Raw genomic sequence first — 17,955 nt, 5'->3', positions numbered from 1 at the left:
GATGCCGCAAGCAGCGCCGTCCCCTGGGGAGACCGACCGGGTTTGCCCGCATTCAGCGCGGCAAGACTGGGCGAGGGGCTCACTTCAACGTCCGCTCGAAGAAGGCATCCATGGTGCGATACAGGTGCAGCCGCGCCGCGCGGCCGGCAATGCCATGGGCCTTGCCGGGATAGATCTGCAGGTCGAACGTCTTGCCGGCCGTCTGCAGGGCTTCGACGAGACGCAGCGTGTGCTCGAACAGCACGTTGTCGTCGGCCGTGCCGTGAACCAGCAACAAGGGCTTGGACAGCAGCGCGGCGCGGGTCGGCAGATTGGCGCTGGCATAGGTGGCCGCCTTGCCGCCTTCCGGCATGCCGAGGTAGCGCTCGGTATAGGCCGTGTCGTAGAGCGTCCAGTCGGTCACCGGCGCCACGGCGACAGCGGCGGCGAAGGGCGTGTCGGCATCCAGCATGGCGCGGGCGCCGAGGAAGCCGCCATAGCTCCAGCCGAAGAAGCCTATGCGCATAGCGTCGACGCTGGGGATGCGCGCAGGCAACTGGCGCACGGCGGCGAAGAGGTCGGCCACCTCGACCTGGCCGAAAGCGCGGTGGTGAGCGCGGGTGAAGTCGCGGTCACGGTGCTGCATGCCGCGCGTGTCCAGCGTCAGCACGCCATAGCCGCGATGCTGCCAGTAGGCAATCAACGGCATGTCACGGCCCCAGCCCCAGTTGACCGTGGCGGACCCCGGGCCGCCATAGGCCATCACGATCACCGGATGCTTGCCGCCTTGACGCCGAGGCGCGAAGAAGAAGGCGTTCAGCGGCGTGCGGCCGTCTGCTGCGACCAGCGCCAGCGGGTCCGGTGTGTTTGCAAAGGTGGCGAGTGCCTTGTCGGGAGCGTCGCCGGTCAGCGCGATGGCGGCGCCACCACCCAGGCTGCGCAACTCCAGCTGAGGGGGCTGCCCCCAGGCCGAGCGCGTCACCAGCAGCCGGTTGCAGCCGGCATCGGCCTTGGCGTCGCGCCACTGGCGTTCGCCGGCCCCCGGCAGGGCCTCCTCACGGCCACCGGCCAGCGAGATGCGGTAGAGCTCCTGGCCGCGCCCCCAGTCCGTTGCCGCGGCGAACACGACGCCCCCCTCGTTGGCGCAGACGGCGTGGGCCACCGCCTCGGGCATCTGCGACAGCGGCGTGCGCCGGCCGCTCGCGCGGTCGATCAGCAGCAGTTGCCGCCGCCCGCTGGCCTCGCTGGACCACAACAGGCCGCGCGGTGTCTCCATCAGATCGTCGTGAACCTCGACCCAGGCCGGGTCGGTCTCCACGGTGACGTCGCGTGGAGCGGCGCCGGTCTTGTATTCGGTCAGCGTGAGCCGGGTTTGCGCCCGGTCGAACCATTGCAGCCAGGGCGTGCCGTCGCCAAACCATCCGGCGCGCGCGATGTACTCCGCGCCCGTGGGCAAGGGCAGCGCCTGTTGCCGCCCCGTGGCCGCGTCGATGACGAAGGCGCTGACCTTGGCATTGGCTTCACCGGCGGCGGGGTAGCGCTGCTCGGTCATGGCCGTGCGGTCGGCAAAGATCTGCGCCCGCGTCTTGACGGCCACGCCGGACTCGTCGACGCGCAGGGCCAGCAGCGACTTGCTGTCCTTGGACCACCAGAACCCACGCTGGCGGCCGAGTTCCTCGGCCGCGATGAACTCGGCCAGGCCCCAGCCCAGCGTGGCGCTTCCGTCGCGCGTGAGCGGGCGCGGGGCCGCCCCCGCCTTCAGTGGCAGCACCACGAGGTTGCCGCCCTGCACATAGGCCAGACTTCGGCCGTCAGGGGCGCAGCGCGGGTTCTGCTTGGGGGCATCGGGTGTCTGCGTCAAGCGTTGTGCCAGCGGGCCGGTGGCAGCGAGGCGCACGACGTAGAGGTCGCCAGACAACGGGAACAGCAACGCGCTGTCATCGCCGCCACACCACTGGTAGCTGGTGATGCCGCGCTGGCTGATGCGCTGCCGCTCCAGCGCCATCTTCTCGGCCTCGGAGAGCTTTTGCTCCGCGCCGCCGAGCAGATCGGAGGCAGCCACCAGCTTGCGCGGCTCGCCGCCGGCCGCCGGCTGCGCCCACAGCTCCAGCACTTCGCTGTCGGCCTGCGAGGGCCGCAGGAAGCTGACCCACTGCCCACCGGGCGACACTTCTGCCTGACGCGGCAGGCGGCCTGCCAACGGCGGATCGGCCGTGAGTCGCTCGAGGGTCGGCGATGGCGGCGATGGCGGCGAAGGGGCGGTGGACAACGCCATGACCGCGCCCGTCATGAAGACGCAGGCGATCGGACAGACAAGTTTTTTCATCCCTGCATGCTAGCGGCGCCGCTCAGGCAGCCGGGGCCTCCTGGGCCAGCTCGAAGCCTTCATCCACCCAGCCGGTCAGGCCGCCGGCCATGATCTTCACCGGCCGGCCCAGCCTCGCCAAGCGCAGAGCGCCACGGGCAGCGCCGTTGCAGTGCGGGCCGGCGCAATAGGTGACGAAGAGGGTGTCCATCGGCCAGGCGGCGAGCTTGCTCTCGACCAGCTTGCCGTGCGGGAAGTGAATGGCGCCGGGCACATGGCCGAGGGCATAGAGCTCGGCCGAACGGACGTCCAGCAGCACGAAGTCGACTTCGCCGCGGCTGAAAGCGTCGTGCACATCCCAGCAGTCGGCCTCGAAGCTGAATTCGGCAGCGAAATGGGCCTCGGCTTCGGCGGACGGGGCGGCGGGAACAGCAGACACATGGGAGGGCATGGTGGGCTCCGGTTGAAAGATGCGCCATGGTCGCGGCGCCCGCCCTGGCCCACAATTGGCGCCCATGACGAGTATCGACAAGATCACGCCAAACACCGCCGGCCCGCTGGTGGTGGCGCCGGTCTACGACGGCCTGTGCACCTTCGAGTTCGCCATCGCGGCGGAAATCTTCGGCCTGTCGCGGCCCGAGATGGGCCCGGGCTGGTACCGCTTCGCCAGCGCCGCCATCGAGCCCGGACCGCTGCGCGCGCATGGCGGCCTCAAGGTCACAACCGACGGGGGCCTGGAACTGCTGGACCGCGCCGACCTCATCGTCATGGCCGGCTGGAAGGGCGCCGACGCGCCCGTGCCGGAAGCCTTCGCCCAACGCCTGCGCCAGGCCTGGCAGCGCGGTGCGCGCCTGGCCTCCATCTGCTCGGGCGCCTTTGTGATGGCGGCCACCGGCCTGCTGGACGGCCGCCGCGCGGCGACGCACTGGCGCTATGCCGACAAGCTGCGCGGGCGCCACCCGGCCATCGAGGTCGATGCCAGCGTCCTCTATGTGGAGGAGGACCGCGTGCTGACCTCGGCCGGCAGCGCCGCCGGCATCGATCTGATGCTGCACATCGTGCGCAGCGACTTCGGCATCGAGGCGGCCAACAGCGTCGCGCGCCGCCTCGTCATGCCGGCCCACCGCAGCGGCGGCCAGGCCCAGTTCATCGAGAGGCCCGTGCCGGCCGACCGCGCCCATCGCCTGGCCGGCGTGCTGGAGCAGGTGCGCGCCGACCTGCGCGCGCCCTGGACGGTGGAGCGCATGGCCGAGGCGGCCGCCATGAGCCCGCGCACCCTCCTGCGCCGCTTCAGCGAGGCCACCGGGCAGTCACCGGGCGACTGGCTGATCGCCGAACGCGTGGCCGAGGCGCAGCGCCTGCTGGAGGCCAGCGCCCTGCCCGTCGAGCGCGTCGCGGCCGAAGCCGGCTTTGGCAGCGTGCAGGCGCTGCGCCATCACTTCCAGGCCCGGCTGGGCCTGGCGCCGCGGGCTTACCGTGCGTCGTTCGGCGCCGCGGCATAGATATTTCCCGAACAAGCTCATGCGCAACAGGACCTTGCTTCGTTCCTATGATCCCCTCCTTCCCCCGGCCACCCATGGAGAGCCCCATGTCCCTGCGCATCAATGACATCGCCCCCGACTTCACCGCCCAGACCACGCAAGGCGAGATCAAGTTCCACGACTGGATCGGCGACCAGTGGGCCGTGCTGTTCTCCCACCCCAAGGACTTCACGCCGGTGTGCACGACCGAGCTGGGCTATATGGCCAAGATCGAGCCCGAGTTCACGCAGCGCAATGCCAAGCTGATCGGCCTGTCGGTCGACCCCGTGGACAACCACCACCGCTGGGCCGCCGACATCGAGGAGACGCAGGGCCATCTGCCCAAGTACCCCATGATTGGCGACCATGACCTGGCCGTCGCCAAGCTCTACAACATGCTGCCGGCCGACATCGAGGGCACGTCCGAGGGACGCACCGCCGCCACCAACGCCACGGTGCGTTCGGTCTTCATCGTCGGCCCGGACAAGCGCATCAAGCTGATGCTGACCTACCCGATGACGACGGGCCGCAACTTCGACGAGATCCTGCGCGTGCTGGACAGCATGCAGCTGACCGCCAAGCACAAGGTCGCCACGCCGGTGAACTGGAAGAAGGGCGACGACGTCATCATCGCCGGCTCGGTCTCCGACGAAGACGCCAAGACCCTGTTCCCGCAGGGCTGGAAGGCCCCCAAGCCCTATCTGCGCATCACCAAGCTGCCGGGCTGATCGCCGGGCAATCTGTTACGACTGGAGGGGGATGCCGGCGGACATAGGAGTTAGGCTTTTTCGGCAATACCGAAAGACCGCAATGGCCCCGCTCACCCCCACCGCCCAGCTGGCCGAGAAGGCCAATATCCCCTTCCCCGGCGCCTCGGCGCAATACCTGCAGGCGCGCAAGGCCCTGCTGGCCGAGGAGATCGAGTTCCGCCGCCACATGACCCGGGTGGCCGAGCAGCGGCGCGCGCTGCCGCCCGGCCCCGTCATCAAGAAGCCCTACCGCTTCAAGGACGAGCAGGGCTTCGAGGTCAGCCTGGCCGAGCTCTTCGGCAGCAAGGACGCCCTGGTCACCTATTTCTGGATGTACGGCCCGCAGCGCGAGCGGCCCTGCCCGATGTGCACCAACTGGCTGGGCGCCGTGAACGGCAATGCGGCCGACATCAAGCAGCGCGTGGCGCTGAAGATCCTCGGGCGCTCGCCGGTCGAGCGGCAGTACGCCTTTGCCCAGCAGCGCGGCTGGCGCGACCTGAACTTCGTGCAGACGCTGGGCGACGACTACGCCAGCGACCTCGGCCTGCTCAACCCCGACGGCAGCGAGAACCCGGCCCTGGCCGTATTCAAGCGCGATGGCGACGAGGTGAGGCTGTTCTGGTCCAGCGCAATGACGCGCGAGATGGCCGACCCCGGCCAGGATCCGCGCGACGCGCCCGACATCGCCTCGCTGTGGTCCATCCTGGACCTGACGCCCGAGGGGCGCGGCACGGACTGGTATCCCAAGCTGCAGTACTAGGCGAAGAGGCGCCGCGCCAGCTCATCCGGGTCGTTGACGGTGCGCAGCTCGGCATACGCCGCCTCGGCCTCCGGATAGGCGCGCTTCAGATAGTGCAGCCATTGCTTGAGGCGGCCGCCCTGGTGCCTGGCGGCGACGGTGGCACGCACCTGGTCGAAGAAGACCTGCATCAGCGGCAGCAGCTCGGCCCATGGCAGGCAAGTGCTTCGCGAACCCGCCACCCGCAATGCCAGGCCGGGGTCGGCCACCATGCCACGGCCCAGCATCAGGTGTTCGCAGCCGCTGCGCTCGCGCGCGAGTTCGGCGTGCTCGACGGTCCAGATCTCGCCGTTGGCGATGATCGTCAGGGGCACCGCCTCGCGCACTTCGGCGATGCGCTCCCAATAGGCCGGCGGCTTGTAGCCATCGGCCTTGGTGCGGGCGTGGACGACGATCTCCTGGGCACCGGCCGCATGGATGGCGCGGGCAACGTCCAGCGTCTTGCTGCTGTCCATATAGCCCAGGCGCATCTTGGCCGAGACCATCACATCCATCGGCACCGCACGGCGCACCGCCGACACGATCTCATGGATGAGCTCGGGCTCGTCCAGCAGCACAGCGCCGCCGCGGTGGCGGTTCACGCACTTGGCCGGGCAGCCGAAATTCAGGTCGATACCCTCGGGCCTGAGCTCCGCGAGACGCGCCGCGTTCTCGGCCAGGCAAGTGACGTCCGACCCCAGCAGCTGCGGGTGCACGGGCACGCCGGCCAGCGTGCGGCCGCCGTTGTGCAGCTCGGGCACGATGCGCGTGAAGACACGCTTGGGCAGCAACTGGTCGGTCACGCGGATGAACTCGCTCACGCAGCGGTCCACGCCGCCGACACGGGTCAGCACATCGCGCAGGATGTGGTCGAGCAGGCCTTCCATCGGGGCGAGGAGGATCACTTGCTCTCCTCGAGGTGCATCAGATACAGCCGCAGATCGAACTCCAGCTGGAAGTAGTCCGGCTCCATGTGCTGGCAGAGCTGGTAGAAGGCCTTGTTGTGCTCCAGCTCGCGCAGATGAGCCAGCTCGTGCACGACGATCATGTTGAGCAGCGCGGCCGGCGCCTCCTTGAACAGCGTGGCGACGCGGATCTCGCGGCGGGTCTTGAGCTTGGCGCCCTGCACCTGGGTGCGGCGGGTGTGGGTGCCCAGGGCCTGCTGCAGCACGCGCAGCTTGGCGTCGAAGCCCACGTATTGCAGCGGGCCGGCATTGCGCATGTGGCGGTTCTTCAGTTCCTGCACATGGTCGAACAGGGCGGTGTCGCTGCGCACCTCATGGCGTTCGGGCAGGCGTCGGGCCAGGTGGTCGGCCAGGCGGCCTTCCAGGCGCAGCTGTTCGGCCTGGACGATCAGTTCAGCGGGATAGCCGGCGAGGTAGCGGGCGGCAAGCATGGTGCGGTTCAAAAGGCACGGCGCCCGGGTGAGCGCCGCGCGGTGCGAGGTCAGGCGGGCAGCGTTTCCAGCTGCTCCAGGCTCGCTATTGTCGCGAGGCAGGCGCGGGCCACCTCCACGCCCTTGGTGGAGAAGTGCTCGGCAAAGAAGCGCTTGTGCTCGCCATGCTCGTGGAAGTGATGCGGCGTCAGCACGGCGGAGAAGACCGGCACGTCGGTGGACAGCTGCACGTCCATCAGCGCCTGGATGACGGTCTGGGCGACGAAGTCATGGCGGTAGATGCCGCCGTCCACGACCAGGCCGCAGGCGATGACGGCATCGAAGCGGCCGCTGCGCGCCAGGCGCTGGGCATGCAGCGGAATCTCGAAAGCGCCCGGCACATCGATGACGGTGACCTGCTCGGCAGGGATTCGACATCGGCCAAACTCGCTGCGAATGGCCGCCACGGCGACGCCGACGATGTCCTTGTGCCAGCTGGCGGCCAGGATGGCCACGCGCGGCAGGCGGGACAGGTTGAATGTGGGGTTGAGGGTCTGATTCATGGTGTCCTCTTGAAAGACGGTTTTTCCAGAATCAGGGCAAGCGCACGCAGCAGCAGCGCCCTTCCGCTTGCATGGAAAGGCGCCGACACGACGCGATCTCTTTCATCCGGACTGTGACCGTCGGCCCTGGCATCGCACCAGGTCTGCTGACCCTTCGTCGCTTGCGCGGTGAAGGCGCTCGCGGGCTCGTGCTTGCGCACATACCGCCGGTGGGGAATTCCGCCCCGCCCTGAGAACGCTGCCGGCCTTGCGAGCCGGCGACGCCATATTAGGGGCGGGACGGCATGATGGCGGTCATGTCCGAGACATTTAGAGTGACGCTACTCCCCGGCGGTGAACAGTTCCCCGCCGCGGCCGACCAGACCCTGCTGCTGGCCGGCCTGGCCGCCGGCGTCGAACTGCCCTGGTCCTGCCGCACGGGCACCTGCCGCACCTGCCTCTCCCACCTCGAAGCGGGGCGGATCGAGCACCGCATCGAATGGCCCGGCCTGTCCTATGAAGAGAAGGCGGAGGGCTTCATCCTGCCCTGCGTGGCGGAGCCGCGCAGCGACGTGACGCTGCGATACCCGATTTGAAACCGGCGGGCCGAGCGACGGGCCGCCCCTAGCCGGCCCGCTCTGGCGATGTGCTTGCCGGTCGAACCGGCAAGCATCGCCGTCCCCTCGGGCGACCGGCTAAGGTACTCCTTGGACGAGGGGCTTCAATGTCTGCGCTGCATGAGCAGCTTCTGGCCGCCCTGGGTCAGGGTCAGCGACGCCGCCTTGCCTTCCTCGGCGCTGAAATCGAGCACGGCGTCGACCTCGGCCACATAGAGCTGGCGCGGCGCCTGGGCCTTGAGCTCAAACGCCGGCTGGCCCGGCGCCTGGCCCATCAGCCGGCCCTTGTCGTCGACGAAGACGCGCACGGACAACTGGGGCGAGGTGTAGTCGCCCACCAGGGCCTGCTGCTGCGCCGGGGCCAAGGGCTGGTAGACGCGATCGGCCGGCAGGTCGCCACGGCGGGTCCAGCGCTCGCCCTCGGGCTCACCCTGGTTGAAAACCTGCACGGCGTTGACGCGACCATCGGCACCCCGCTCCAGCTTCATCGTCGTCAATTGCTCAGGAATGGCGAAGCGATCCTCGCCCAGCGCGATCAGCGGGCCCACGCCGCCACCGCTGCGCTGGTTGGTCAGCGCGCCATCCTTCACGCGCAGGGTGCGGGTCTGCTGGTCCCGAACATAGACGCCCTCGGCCGCCTTGAGCTGCTCGGCCGGCACGGCCACCGGCTTGGGATCGGCAAAGGGCTCGCCGATGGCAAAGGCCGCCAGCTTGCGCGACACGGTCTCCATGGCGAGGCCGGGGCCGTCGCTGTTGCGCAGGATGACGACGGTGGTCTGGCTCTGCGGCAGGTAGTTCAGGACCGACACGAAGCCATGGATGCCGCCGCCATGGAAGAGCATGGGCTGGCCACGCAGGGTGCCCGTGAAGAGGCCGTAGCCATAGCGGTGGGCCGCGGCCGGCGCCACCGGCGTGGTCATGCCGTCGTAGCTGGCCTTGCTGAGCAGCTTGCCGCCGTGCAGGGCCTGGTTCCAGCGCCACAGGCCTTCGGTGTTGGCGATCAACGCGCCGGCGGCATGGGGCTGGGTCATGCTGAGCAGGCCGGCCGGTGCCACCTCGCGCTGGGCGTTCAGCGTATAGCCCTGGGCCATGCCCTTGAAGAGCTTGTCGCCGGCCTGGAAGTGGATGCTGCTGATGTGGGCGGGCTTGAGCAGCAGCTCGTCGATGGACTGATGCCAGCTCTTGCCCGAGATGGCCTCGACGACGGCGCCGAGCAGCACATAGCCGGAGTTGTTGTAGGCCCACTTCTCGCCGGGCTGGAAGTCCACCGGCTGGTCCTTGAACTCCTTGACCAGCTCGGCCGTGCTGAGGTCGCGGCGGATCTGGTTGTGCATATAGCCCGGGATGCCGGTGTAGCTCTTGACGCCCGACGTGTGGTTGAGCAGCTGGCGCAGCGTGATGCGGCTGCCGTCGGGATAGTCGGGCAGGAACTTGGACAGCGGATCGTCCAGCTTGGCCTTGCCTTCGTCGATCTGCTTGAGCAGGGCCGCGGCGGCGATCTGCTTGGTGACCGAGCCGATGCGCATCAGCTGGTCGGGCTGCAGGGGCACGCCGAGCTCGATGCTGGCCATGCCGCGCGCGCCCTTGTAGAGCAGCTGGTCGCCGCGCGCCACCAGCACGGTCACGCCGGGGCCGTCCTTGTTGATCTTGCTTTCGTCGAGCAGCTTCTCGGCATAGGCCGCCATGGCCGCGGGCGTGGCGGGCTGGCCGGCGTGTGCCGCACCGATCAGCAGGGACAGCAGGACGGCGATGGAAATCGAGGGTGTGCGCATGGCTGCAAACGGAGGTTTGAACGGCGCGCAGCATCGCGGCGGACCCGGTTGGCGGCAAGCGGGCGTGCGACCAACGGTAGAAAGCAGGGCATGAGCCGCAGCGGCCCCGGCGAGCCCTGCCAGCTTTTTGGGCAGTTTGTGGGTTGGCCGGGCCTGACAAGGGCTTAGACCACCGGCTCCAGGCTTATCCACAGACTTGCGCACCATTTCGGCGAACAAAGTCTTGCCGACCGGACGGCGGCATGCACAAGGTCTGGGACACTTTCACCCCTCCGATGCCAGCATGCGGCGACATGACCTTCCATAAGCTACTCACCCTCCCCACCCTCGGCGCCCTGTTGCTGTTGGGCGCCTGCCAGGACAAGAAGGCAGAGCCCGCCAAGGGCGGCCCGCCGGAAGTGGGCGTGGTGACCGTCAGTGCGCAGGACGCGCCGCTGGAGCTCGAGTTGCCGGGCCGCCTGGCGGCCAGCCAGATGGCCGAGATCCGCCCTCAGGTGAGCGGCATCGTGCTGAAAAGGCTGTTCACCGAGGGATCGACGGTCAAGGCCGGGCAAGCCCTCTACCAGCTGGACGCAGCCAGCTTCGAAGCCGAGCGCGCCCGCAGCGCCGCCGCCGTGCAGAAGGCCGAGGCCTCGCTGGCCGTGGCCCGCAGCAAGGCGGCCCGCGATGCTGAACTGCTGAAGGCCGACGCCATCAGCCGCCAGGCCGCCGACGACAGCGCCGGCCTGCTCAAGCAGGGCGAGGCCGACGTGGCCGTGGCCAAGGCGGCACTGGACGCCGCCCGCGTGCAGGTGGAGCGCGCACGCATCTCCTCGCCCATCCACGGCCGCGTGGAGATCTCGACCGTCACCGCCGGAGCCCTGGTGACGGCCAACCAGACCCAGGCCCTGACCACCGTGCAGCAGCTGGATCCGATGCAGATCGACATCGTCCAGAGCAGCGCCGAGATGCTGACGCTGCGCCGCCAGCTCGACGGCGACAGCGGCAGCCGCAAGCTCAAGCTCATCCTGGAGGACGGCAGCCAGCACCCGCAGCCCGGCACGCTGCAGGTCAGCGGCGTCACCGTGGACCGCGGCACCGGCGCCGTGACGCTGCGCGCGACCGTGCCCAACCCCAAGGGCACGCTGCTGCCCGGCATGGTGGTGCGCGCCCGTCTGCTGGCCGGCGTGGACAGCGGCGTCATCCTGGTGCCGCAGCAAGGCGTCAGCCGCTCGCCCACGGGTGACGCGACGGCCCTGGTCGTCGGCGAAGGCAGCAAGGCGGAGCGTCGCCGCCTCGTGCTGGAGCGCGCGGTCGGCAACCAGTGGCTGGTGACAAGCGGGTTGAAGGTGGGCGACAAGCTCATCGTCGAAGGCCTGCAGCGCGCCCGGCCCGGCCAGCCGGTGTCGCCGGTGCCGGCCGGCTCGGCCAGCAAGAAGAAGGGCGAGAAGGCGGGCGCTCCGCCCTCCGCGCCGGCCTCCGCCGCGAGCAAGGGCGCCTGACCCATGGCCGCGTTCTTCATCGAACGGCCCATCTTTGCCTGGGTCATCGCCATCGTCATCATGCTGGCCGGCGCCGGCGCCATCCACAAGCTGGCGCTGGAGCGCTATCCCGACATCGCGCCCACGCGCGTGTCCATCAACACCAGCTATCCGGGTGCTTCCGCCAAGGCCATCGAAGACTCGGTGACGCAGATCGTCGAGCAGAGCCTGAAGGGCATCGACGGCCTGCTGTCGATCGAATCGACGAGCAGCGCCGCCGGTTTCGCCAGCACCACGCTGACCTTCATTGCCGGCACCGACCCCGACACCGCCCAGGTGCAGGTGCAGAACAAGGTGCAGTCCATCATCAGCCGGCTGCCGCAGGCGGTGCAGGCCCAGGGCGTGCGCGTCACCAAGTCGGGCGTCGACTTCCTGATGGTGATGATGCTGACCAGCGACGACCCGGCGGTCAGTTCCTCCGACCTGGGCGACTACCTGAACAGCACCCTGGTCGACATCATCAGCCGCGTCGAGGGCGTCGGCGATGTCAACGTGTTCGGCTCCGGCTATGCGATGCGCATCTGGCTGGATCCGCTGAAGCTGCAGCGCTACAGCCTGGTGCCCGGCGACATCCGCACCGCCCTGCTGCAGCAGAACACCGAGGTCTCGGCCGGCCAGATTGGCGCCCTGCCGGCACCGGCCGGCCAGCGCCTGACGGCCATCATCACGGCACGCTCCAAGCTGACGACGGCGGAGGAGTTCAAGAACGTCGTCATCCGCGTGCAGGCCGACGGCTCGGCGCTGCGCCTGGGCGACGTGGCCCGCGTCGAACTCGGCCGCGACAGCTACACGACCAATGTGCGCTCCAGCGCCCGCACCGCCGCCGGCGTCGCGATCTTTCCCGCCAGCGGCGCCAACGCCCTGGCCACCGGCGACGCGGTGAAGGCCAAGATCAAGGAGCTGGAGCCCTTCTTCCCGCCGGGCTACAAGGCCACGGTCACCTTCGACACGACGCCCTTCATCAGCGTGTCGATCAAGGGCGTGGTGCAGACGCTGATCGAGGCCATCCTGCTGGTGGTGGCCATCATGTATCTGTTCATGCAGAACCTGCGCGCCACGCTGGTGCCGGCGATCGCCGTGCCGGTGGTGCTGCTGGGCACCTTCGGCGTGCTCGCGGTGGCGGGCTTCTCGATCAACTCGCTGACGATGTTCGGCCTGGTGCTGGCCATCGGCCTGCTCGTCGACGACGCCATCGTCGTCGTGGAGAACGTCGAGCGCCTGATGCGCGAGGAGGGCCTCTCGCCCAAGGAGGCGACCAAGAAGAGCATGCAGGAGATCACCGGCGCGCTGGTCGGCATTGCCGTGGTGCTGTCGGCGGTGTTCATCCCGATGGCCTTCTTCGGCGGTTCGACCGGCATCATCTACCGGCAGTTCTCCATCACCGTCGTCAGCGCCATGGTGCTGTCGGTGCTGGTGGCGATGACACTGTCGCCGGCCCTGTGCGCGACGGTGCTCAAGCCCGTCCACAAGGGCGAGCACGCGGCGCACGGCGGGCCCTTCGGCCGGCAGCTGGACTGGTTCTTCGGCGGCTTCAACCGCCGCTTCGACGCCTTCACGGAGCGCTATGTGCGCGGCGTCGGATGGATGAGCCGGCGCGGCGTGCGCAGCTTCGCGGTCTATCTGGCGGTCATTGCCGGCATGGCCTGGATGTACAAGAGCCTGCCGACCTCCTTCCTGCCCGACGAGGACCAGGGCGGCCTGCAGATCCAGGTCCGCATGGCGCCCGGCGCGACCAGCGAGCGGCTTGAGGTGGTGATGCAGCAACTGGAGGCTTATCTGGCGGAGCAGAAGGAAGTGCTGTTCTACAACGTGGTGCGCGGCGCCGGCGGAGACCAGGGCTCGGGCCAGGGCTTCATCCGCCTGCAGGACTGGAAGGAGCGCAAGGCGCCTGAACAGGCGGCCGGCGCGCTGGCCGAACGCTTCACGCGCGAGCTGGGCCGCAGCGTCCGCGACGCCAGCATCTTCATCGTGCAGCCGCCGACCGTGCGCGGCCTGGGCGGCAGCGCCGGCATCCAGCTCTTCCTGCAGGACCTCGGCGGCCTGGGCCAGGAGAAGCTGGTCGAGGCTCGCGAGCAGCTCATCGAGCTGGCCAACAAGCACCCCGAACTCAGCCGCACACGCACCAACAGCCTGACCGAGACGCCGCAGCTGCAGATCACCATCGACGACCACAAGGCCGGCGTGCTCGGCGTGCAGCCCACCGTCATCAACGAGACGATGTCCATCGCGCTGGGCGGCGCCTACGTCAACGACTTCATCGACCGCGGGCGCGTCAAGCGCGTGCTGGTGCAGGGCGAAGGCGCCTACCGCGCCGCGCCGGACAGCATCAACAACTGGTTCGTGCGCAACAACGCCGGGCAGATGGTGTCCTTCGCCGCCTTCGCGTCGAGCAGCTGGATCAACGGCCCGCGCCAGCTGGTGCGCTACAACGGCAGCTCGGCCTACGAGATCCAGGCCGACGTGCCGCCGGGCGTCAGCTCGGGCGCCGCCATGAAGGCCATGGAGCAGGTGCTCGCCGAGATGCCGCCGGGCATAGGCTACGAGTGGTCGGGCCGCAGCTACCAGGAGCGCCTGTCGGGCGACCAGGCGCCGCTGCTCTACGCCGTCTCGGTGCTCTTCATCTTCCTGTGCCTGGCCGCCCTGTACGAGAGCTGGTCGGTGCCCTTCAGCGTGATGCTGGTGGTGCCGCTGGGCATCTTCGGCGCGCTGATCGCCAGCCATCTGGGCGGGCAGAACAACGACGTCTTCTTCCAGGTCGGCCTGCTGACGACGGTGGGCCTGTCGGCCAAGAACGCCATCCTGATCGTCGAGTTCGCGCAGACCCTGCTGGCCCGCGGCATGGGCCTGGCTGAAGCCGTGATGCTGGCCAGCAAGCAGCGCCTGCGGCCCATCCTGATGACGTCGCTGGCCTTCATGATGGGCGTGCTGCCGCTGGCCTATTCCAGCGGCGCCGGTTCGGGCTCGCAGCGCGCCATCGGCTTCGGCGTGCTCGGCGGCATGGCCAGCGCCACGGTGCTGGGCATCTTCTTCGTGCCGCTGTTCTATCTGTGGGTGAAGCGGCGCTTCACGCGCGACAAGGCCAAGCCCGCGGCGCCGGTGAAGGAGGTGCAGGCATGAAGCGCCTTCACCTGAGCCTGCTGGCCTCGGCCTGCCTGCTGCTGACCGGCTGCGGCAGCCTCGTGCCTCCGACCGGCCAGGCCACGCCGCAGCTGCGCCAGGACTTCCGGCTGGGCATGACGCCCATCGACATCGACACCGATACCGCGAACGAATGGGACGGCTTCTTTGCGGATGAGCGGCTGCGCAAGGTCGTCGGCATCGCGCTGGTGGAGAACCGCCCCCTGCGCGCGAGCGCCGCGGCCGTGGAGCGCGCCCGCGCGCAGCACCGCATCACCGAGGCCGACCGCATCCCCGACATCAACGCCGGCGCCTCCGCCAGCCGCCAGCGCGCCGCCGGCGGGCCCACGGCGAGCAGCTATGCCGTCAACCTGGGCCTGGCCGCCTACGAGATCGACCTCTTCAACCGCCTCGGCAGCCTGGAAGGCGCGGCCCTGGCGCGCTATCTGGCCCAGCAGGAGACGCAGCGCAGCGCCCGCCTGAGCCTGGTCGCCGAGGTCAGCAATGCCTGGCTGGCCCTGGCCGCCGAGCAGCAGCGCCTGGCCCTGGCCGAGCAGCTGCGCGACAGCCAGCAGCGCACCTTCTCGCTGACCGAGCAGCGCCACCGGCTCGGCGCGGCCTCCGGCCTGGAGAGTGCCCGCGCCCGCACCGCCTTCGAGGCCGCCCGCGGCGAGGCCACGCGCGCCCAGAGCGCCGTGACGCAGGCGCGCCTGCAGCTCGAACTGCTGGCTGGCCAGCCGCTGCCGGACGACCTGGTCCCCACGGCCCAGGACCTGCAGGCGTTGACCGCCCTGCCCGCCGTCCCCGCCGGCCTGCCGGCCGAGGTGCTGCTGCAGCGCCCCGACCTGCGCGCCGCCGAACAGCAGCTGCAGGCCGCGGCCTTCGACGTCGGCGCCGCCCGCGCCGCGCGTTTCCCGCGCCTGACGCTGACGGCCAGCGCCGGCACGCGCAGCCCGGAGCTGGACGGCTTGTTCAAGAGCGGCACCGGCTTCTGGAGCCTGCTGCCCCAGCTCGACCTGCCGCTGTTCGACGGCGGCGCCCGCGCGGCCCAGGTCGAGGCCAGCCAAGCCAGCCGCCGCCAGGCGATCGCCAACTACGAGGGCGCACTGCAATCGGCCTTCCGCGAGGTGGCCGATGCGCTCGCGGTGCGAGACGGGCTGGCCGAACGCCTGGAAGCCCAGCAGGCCCAGCTCGCCGCCGCCGCCCAAACCCTGAGGTTCGCCGAGGAAAGCTATCGCCTGGGAGGCAGCAGCCAGCTGGAACTGCTGGATGCCCAGCGCCAGCTGGCCAGCGCGCAGCAGAGCCTGGTGTCGCTGCGCCAGATCGAGCAGGCCAATCGCGTGACGCTGCTGCGCGCGCTGGGCGGTCGGTGGACGCCGTCCGGCGGCTGATGCGGCGCAGCGGCCATCGAACCCGCCCCGCGCGACCGCTGAAGCCGCAAGTCGTTGGCACAACAAGGCTTTTCTTGTGCCGCCCCGGATGGAGGTCAGGGCCTGAAACGGGACAATCACGGCCATGCACCGAACCATCTTCACGACACCCGGGGTCAGCACCGTGCTGCGCGGGCTGTCGATCGCCTGGCTGCGGCTGGCCGGCTGGACCGTCCAGGGCAGCCTGCCGCCCGAGGCGCGCAAGAGCGTTTTCATCGCCGCGCCCCACACCAGCAACTGGGACCTGCCCTACACGCTGTTCACCGCCTTTGCGCTGCGCCTGACGCCCTACTGGATGGGCAAGGCCTCGATCTTCAAGTTCCCCTTCGGCGGGCTGATGCGCTGGCTGGGCGGCATCCCGGTGGACCGCAGCCAGTCCAACAACCTGGTGGCCGCCTCGGCCGCGGCCCTGGTGGCCGCCGACGGCCCGGTGCAGCTCATCGTGCCGCCCGAGGGCACGCGCAGCAAGACCATCTACTGGAAGACGGGCTTCTACTGGATCGCCGTCACGGCCAAGCTGCCCATCGTCATGGCCCACATGGACTACCCGCGCAAGCTCGTCGGCCTCGGGCCGATCTTCAGGCCCACCGGCGACGTGGACGCCGACATGGCCGAGATCAAGCGCTACTACGCCCAGTACAAGGGCAAGAACGCGAGTCAATTCACGCACGAATGAACGGCAGCAAAGATCCCCTGCACGGCCTCACCCTCGAGGCCATCGTGACCGAGCTGGTCGCCTACTTCGGCTGGCGCGAGCTGGGTGAACGCATCGAGATCAAATGCTTTCGCATCGATCCGAGCGTGGCATCCAGCCTGAAGTTCCTGCGCAAGACGCCCTGGGCCCGCGCCAAGGTCGAGAGCCTCTACCTCTTCATGCGGCGCGAGCAGGCGCGCAACGCGAAGCCCGCGAACTAGCGACCTGTACTTCGGGCCGAGCGCCGGGCCGTTCCCGAGCCGGCCCGCCTTGGCGATGTGCTTGCGGCTCAATGCCGCATGCATCGCCGTCCCCTCGGGGGCTGAGGCCGGACACAAGACGCCCAGTGGGTGTCTTGTGCCTTCCGAAGGGCTGCGGCACTGCCGCAGCGCGGTCTGCAAGACCGATCAGACTCGCCCGCGTCCAGTGCGGCGAGGCTGAGCGAGGGGCATCATTTCGCCGCCTCGGGCAACTCGATCTTCACCTCGAGCACTTCCAGGTCACCCTGGCGCTCCATGTGGACCTTGATGTCGTCGGGGTTGATCGACACGTATTTGCTGATGACCGCCACCAGCTCCTTCTGCAGCTGGGGCAGATAGTCGGGGCTGCTGCTGCGGCCGTTGCGCTCGTGCGCGAGGATGAGCTGCAGCCGCTCCTTGGCGACGCTGGCCGAGCTCTTCTTCTCGCCGAGGAAAAAGTTCAGGAATCCCATTGCGCGGCCCCCATCACTTGGCGCCGAAGACGCGCTTGAACCAGTTCTGCTTCACGGCTTCGGTGAAGCGCATGGGCTTGTCCTCGCCGAGGAAGCGCGCAACCACGTCCTTGTAGGCCTCGGCCACATCGGTGCCCTGCAGATGGATGGCCGGCGTGCCCTGGTTGGACGCCTGCAGCACGCTCTCGCTCTCGGGGATGACGCCGATCAGCGGCGTGCGCAGGATCTCGTGGATGTCGTCCAGGCTCAGCATCTGGCCGCCCTCGACGCGATTCGGGTTGTAGCGCGTGATGAGCAGGTGCTCCTTGACCGGATCGCCGCCTTCGATGGCGCGCTTGGTCTTGCTGCTCAGCATGCCCAGGATGCGGTCGCTGTCGCGCACCGACGAGACCTCGGGGTTGGTCACCACCAGCGCCTCGTCGGCGTAGTGCATGGCCATCAGCGCGCCGGTCTCGATGCCGGCGGGCGAGTCGCAGACGATGTAGTCGAACTCCATCGCCTTCAGCTCGTTCAGCACGCGCTCGACGCCTTCCTGCTTCAGCGCATCCTTGTCGCGCGTCTGCGAGGCGGCCAGGATGTAGAGCTTGTCGAGCTGCTTGTCCTTGATCAGGGCCTGCGTGAGCTTGATCTCTTCGTTGACGACGTTGATGAGGTCATAGACGACGCGGCGCTCGACGCCCATGATGAGGTCGAGGTTGCGCAGGCCGACGTCGAAGTCGATGACGCAGGTCTTGAGGCCGCGCATGGCGAGGCCGGTGGCGAAGCTCGCGCTGGTGGTGGTCTTGCCGACCCCGCCCTTGCCGGAGGTGACGACGACGATCTTGGTCATCTGGAGCTTTCCTGTT

At 69.1% G+C, this 17,955-nt stretch carries 17 protein-coding genes and 1 riboswitch; of the genes, 9 read left to right on the top strand and 8 right to left on the bottom strand.

What is annotated here, in order from left to right; translation table 11 throughout:
* Positions 1–79 precede the first annotated feature (79 nt).
* Together AC07OY_RS03340 and AC07OY_RS03335 are read right to left on the bottom strand one after the other, a co-directional pair.
* Complete coding sequence (locus tag AC07OY_RS03340; RefSeq protein WP_495041098.1) at positions 80–2,305, bottom strand: S9 family peptidase; 2,226 nt, start codon at positions 2,303–2,305, stop codon at positions 80–82.
* A 22-nt stretch (positions 2,306–2,327) separates the two neighbouring features.
* Complete coding sequence (locus AC07OY_RS03335) at positions 2,328–2,735, bottom strand: rhodanese-like domain-containing protein (protein ID WP_495041097.1); 408 nt, start codon at positions 2,733–2,735, stop codon at positions 2,328–2,330.
* A 64-nt stretch (positions 2,736–2,799) separates the two neighbouring features.
* Between AC07OY_RS03335 and ftrA the strand changes: the two genes are divergently transcribed.
* From ftrA to AC07OY_RS03320, 3 genes are all read left to right on the top strand, one after another.
* Positions 2,800–3,786: a transcriptional regulator FtrA gene (ftrA, locus tag AC07OY_RS03330; RefSeq protein WP_495041096.1), complete on the top strand. Its 987-nt coding sequence runs from the start codon at positions 2,800–2,802 to the stop codon at positions 3,784–3,786.
* Positions 3,787–3,872: 86 nt separating this feature from the next.
* Entirely contained in the window at positions 3,873–4,532 is a 660-nt protein-coding gene (locus tag AC07OY_RS03325) for a peroxiredoxin (RefSeq protein WP_495041095.1), read from the top strand.
* Between the two features lie 82 nt (positions 4,533–4,614).
* On the top strand, positions 4,615–5,313 hold the full coding sequence (locus tag AC07OY_RS03320) for a DUF899 family protein (RefSeq protein ID WP_495041094.1): 699 nt from the start codon (positions 4,615–4,617) through the stop codon (positions 5,311–5,313).
* On the opposite strand, the gene AC07OY_RS03315 is transcribed toward AC07OY_RS03320, so the two are convergent.
* From AC07OY_RS03315 to AC07OY_RS03305, 3 genes are read right to left on the bottom strand one after another with little or no spacing between them, the layout of a single operon-like run.
* The gene (locus AC07OY_RS03315; RefSeq protein WP_495041972.1) at positions 5,310–6,218 is read right to left on the bottom strand and encodes a tRNA dihydrouridine synthase; all 909 of its coding nucleotides are present in this window, start codon (positions 6,216–6,218) and stop codon (positions 5,310–5,312) included. The two genes, AC07OY_RS03320 and AC07OY_RS03315, sit on opposite strands and share 4 nt — an antisense overlap.
* 14 nt (positions 6,219–6,232) lie before the next feature.
* Positions 6,233–6,727 (bottom strand): YgjP-like metallopeptidase domain-containing protein, encoded by a 495-nt coding sequence (locus AC07OY_RS03310; RefSeq protein ID WP_495041093.1) that lies wholly within the window; start codon positions 6,725–6,727, stop codon positions 6,233–6,235.
* Between the two features lie 50 nt (positions 6,728–6,777).
* Positions 6,778–7,269, bottom strand: coding sequence for a 6,7-dimethyl-8-ribityllumazine synthase (locus AC07OY_RS03305; protein ID WP_495041092.1), 492 nt, complete (start codon positions 7,267–7,269; stop codon positions 6,778–6,780).
* 90 nt (positions 7,270–7,359) lie between these two features.
* A riboswitch (FMN riboswitch) is annotated at positions 7,360–7,510 on the bottom strand.
* A 55-nt stretch (positions 7,511–7,565) separates the two neighbouring features.
* Here AC07OY_RS03305 and AC07OY_RS03300 point away from each other — a divergent pair.
* Positions 7,566–7,844, top strand: a complete 279-nt coding sequence (locus AC07OY_RS03300) for a 2Fe-2S iron-sulfur cluster-binding protein (RefSeq protein ID WP_495041090.1) — start codon at positions 7,566–7,568, stop codon at positions 7,842–7,844.
* A gap of 125 nt (positions 7,845–7,969) precedes the next feature.
* Here AC07OY_RS03300 and AC07OY_RS03295 read toward each other — a convergent pair whose 3' ends face one another.
* Positions 7,970–9,637, bottom strand: coding sequence for a serine hydrolase domain-containing protein (locus tag AC07OY_RS03295; RefSeq protein WP_495041089.1), 1,668 nt, complete (start codon positions 9,635–9,637; stop codon positions 7,970–7,972).
* A 293-nt stretch (positions 9,638–9,930) separates the two neighbouring features.
* Here AC07OY_RS03295 and AC07OY_RS03290 point away from each other — a divergent pair, with 293 nt between their 5' ends.
* From AC07OY_RS03290 to AC07OY_RS03270, 5 genes are all read left to right on the top strand, one after another.
* Positions 9,931–11,118, top strand: coding sequence for an efflux RND transporter periplasmic adaptor subunit (locus tag AC07OY_RS03290; protein ID WP_495041088.1), 1,188 nt, complete (start codon positions 9,931–9,933; stop codon positions 11,116–11,118).
* Between the two features lie 3 nt (positions 11,119–11,121).
* Entirely contained in the window at positions 11,122–14,274 is a 3,153-nt protein-coding gene (locus tag AC07OY_RS03285) for an efflux RND transporter permease subunit (protein ID WP_495041087.1), read from the top strand.
* Positions 14,271–15,665 carry an efflux transporter outer membrane subunit gene (locus AC07OY_RS03280; protein WP_495041086.1) on the top strand — a complete coding sequence of 465 codons (1,395 nt, stop codon included), beginning with the start codon at positions 14,271–14,273 and terminating at the stop codon, positions 15,663–15,665. Before AC07OY_RS03285 ends, AC07OY_RS03280 begins: the two co-directional genes overlap by 4 nt.
* 124 nt (positions 15,666–15,789) lie before the next feature.
* Entirely contained in the window at positions 15,790–16,380 is a 591-nt protein-coding gene (locus tag AC07OY_RS03275) for a 1-acyl-sn-glycerol-3-phosphate acyltransferase (protein ID WP_495041085.1), read from the top strand.
* Positions 16,377–16,619 carry a VF530 family protein gene (locus AC07OY_RS03270; protein WP_495041084.1) on the top strand — a complete coding sequence of 81 codons (243 nt, stop codon included), beginning with the start codon at positions 16,377–16,379 and terminating at the stop codon, positions 16,617–16,619. The genes AC07OY_RS03275 and AC07OY_RS03270 overlap by 4 nt, the downstream gene beginning before the upstream one ends.
* A 230-nt stretch (positions 16,620–16,849) precedes the next feature.
* Here AC07OY_RS03270 and minE read toward each other — a convergent pair whose 3' ends face one another.
* A complete protein-coding gene (gene minE / locus AC07OY_RS03265) occupies positions 16,850–17,110 on the bottom strand; it encodes a cell division topological specificity factor MinE (protein ID WP_495041083.1) in 261 nt (86 codons plus the stop codon).
* Positions 17,111–17,123: 13 nt separating this feature from the next.
* Positions 17,124–17,939 (bottom strand): septum site-determining protein MinD, encoded by an 816-nt coding sequence (minD, locus tag AC07OY_RS03260; protein ID WP_495041082.1) that lies wholly within the window; start codon positions 17,937–17,939, stop codon positions 17,124–17,126.
* Between the last annotated feature and the right edge of the window lie 16 nt (positions 17,940–17,955).

The sequence above is a fragment of the Roseateles sp. GW821-FHT09H10 genome, assembly GCF_059415865.1.
Note: the sequence above shows the minus strand (reverse complement) of the source record. Positions and strands in the feature narration are given on the sequence as shown.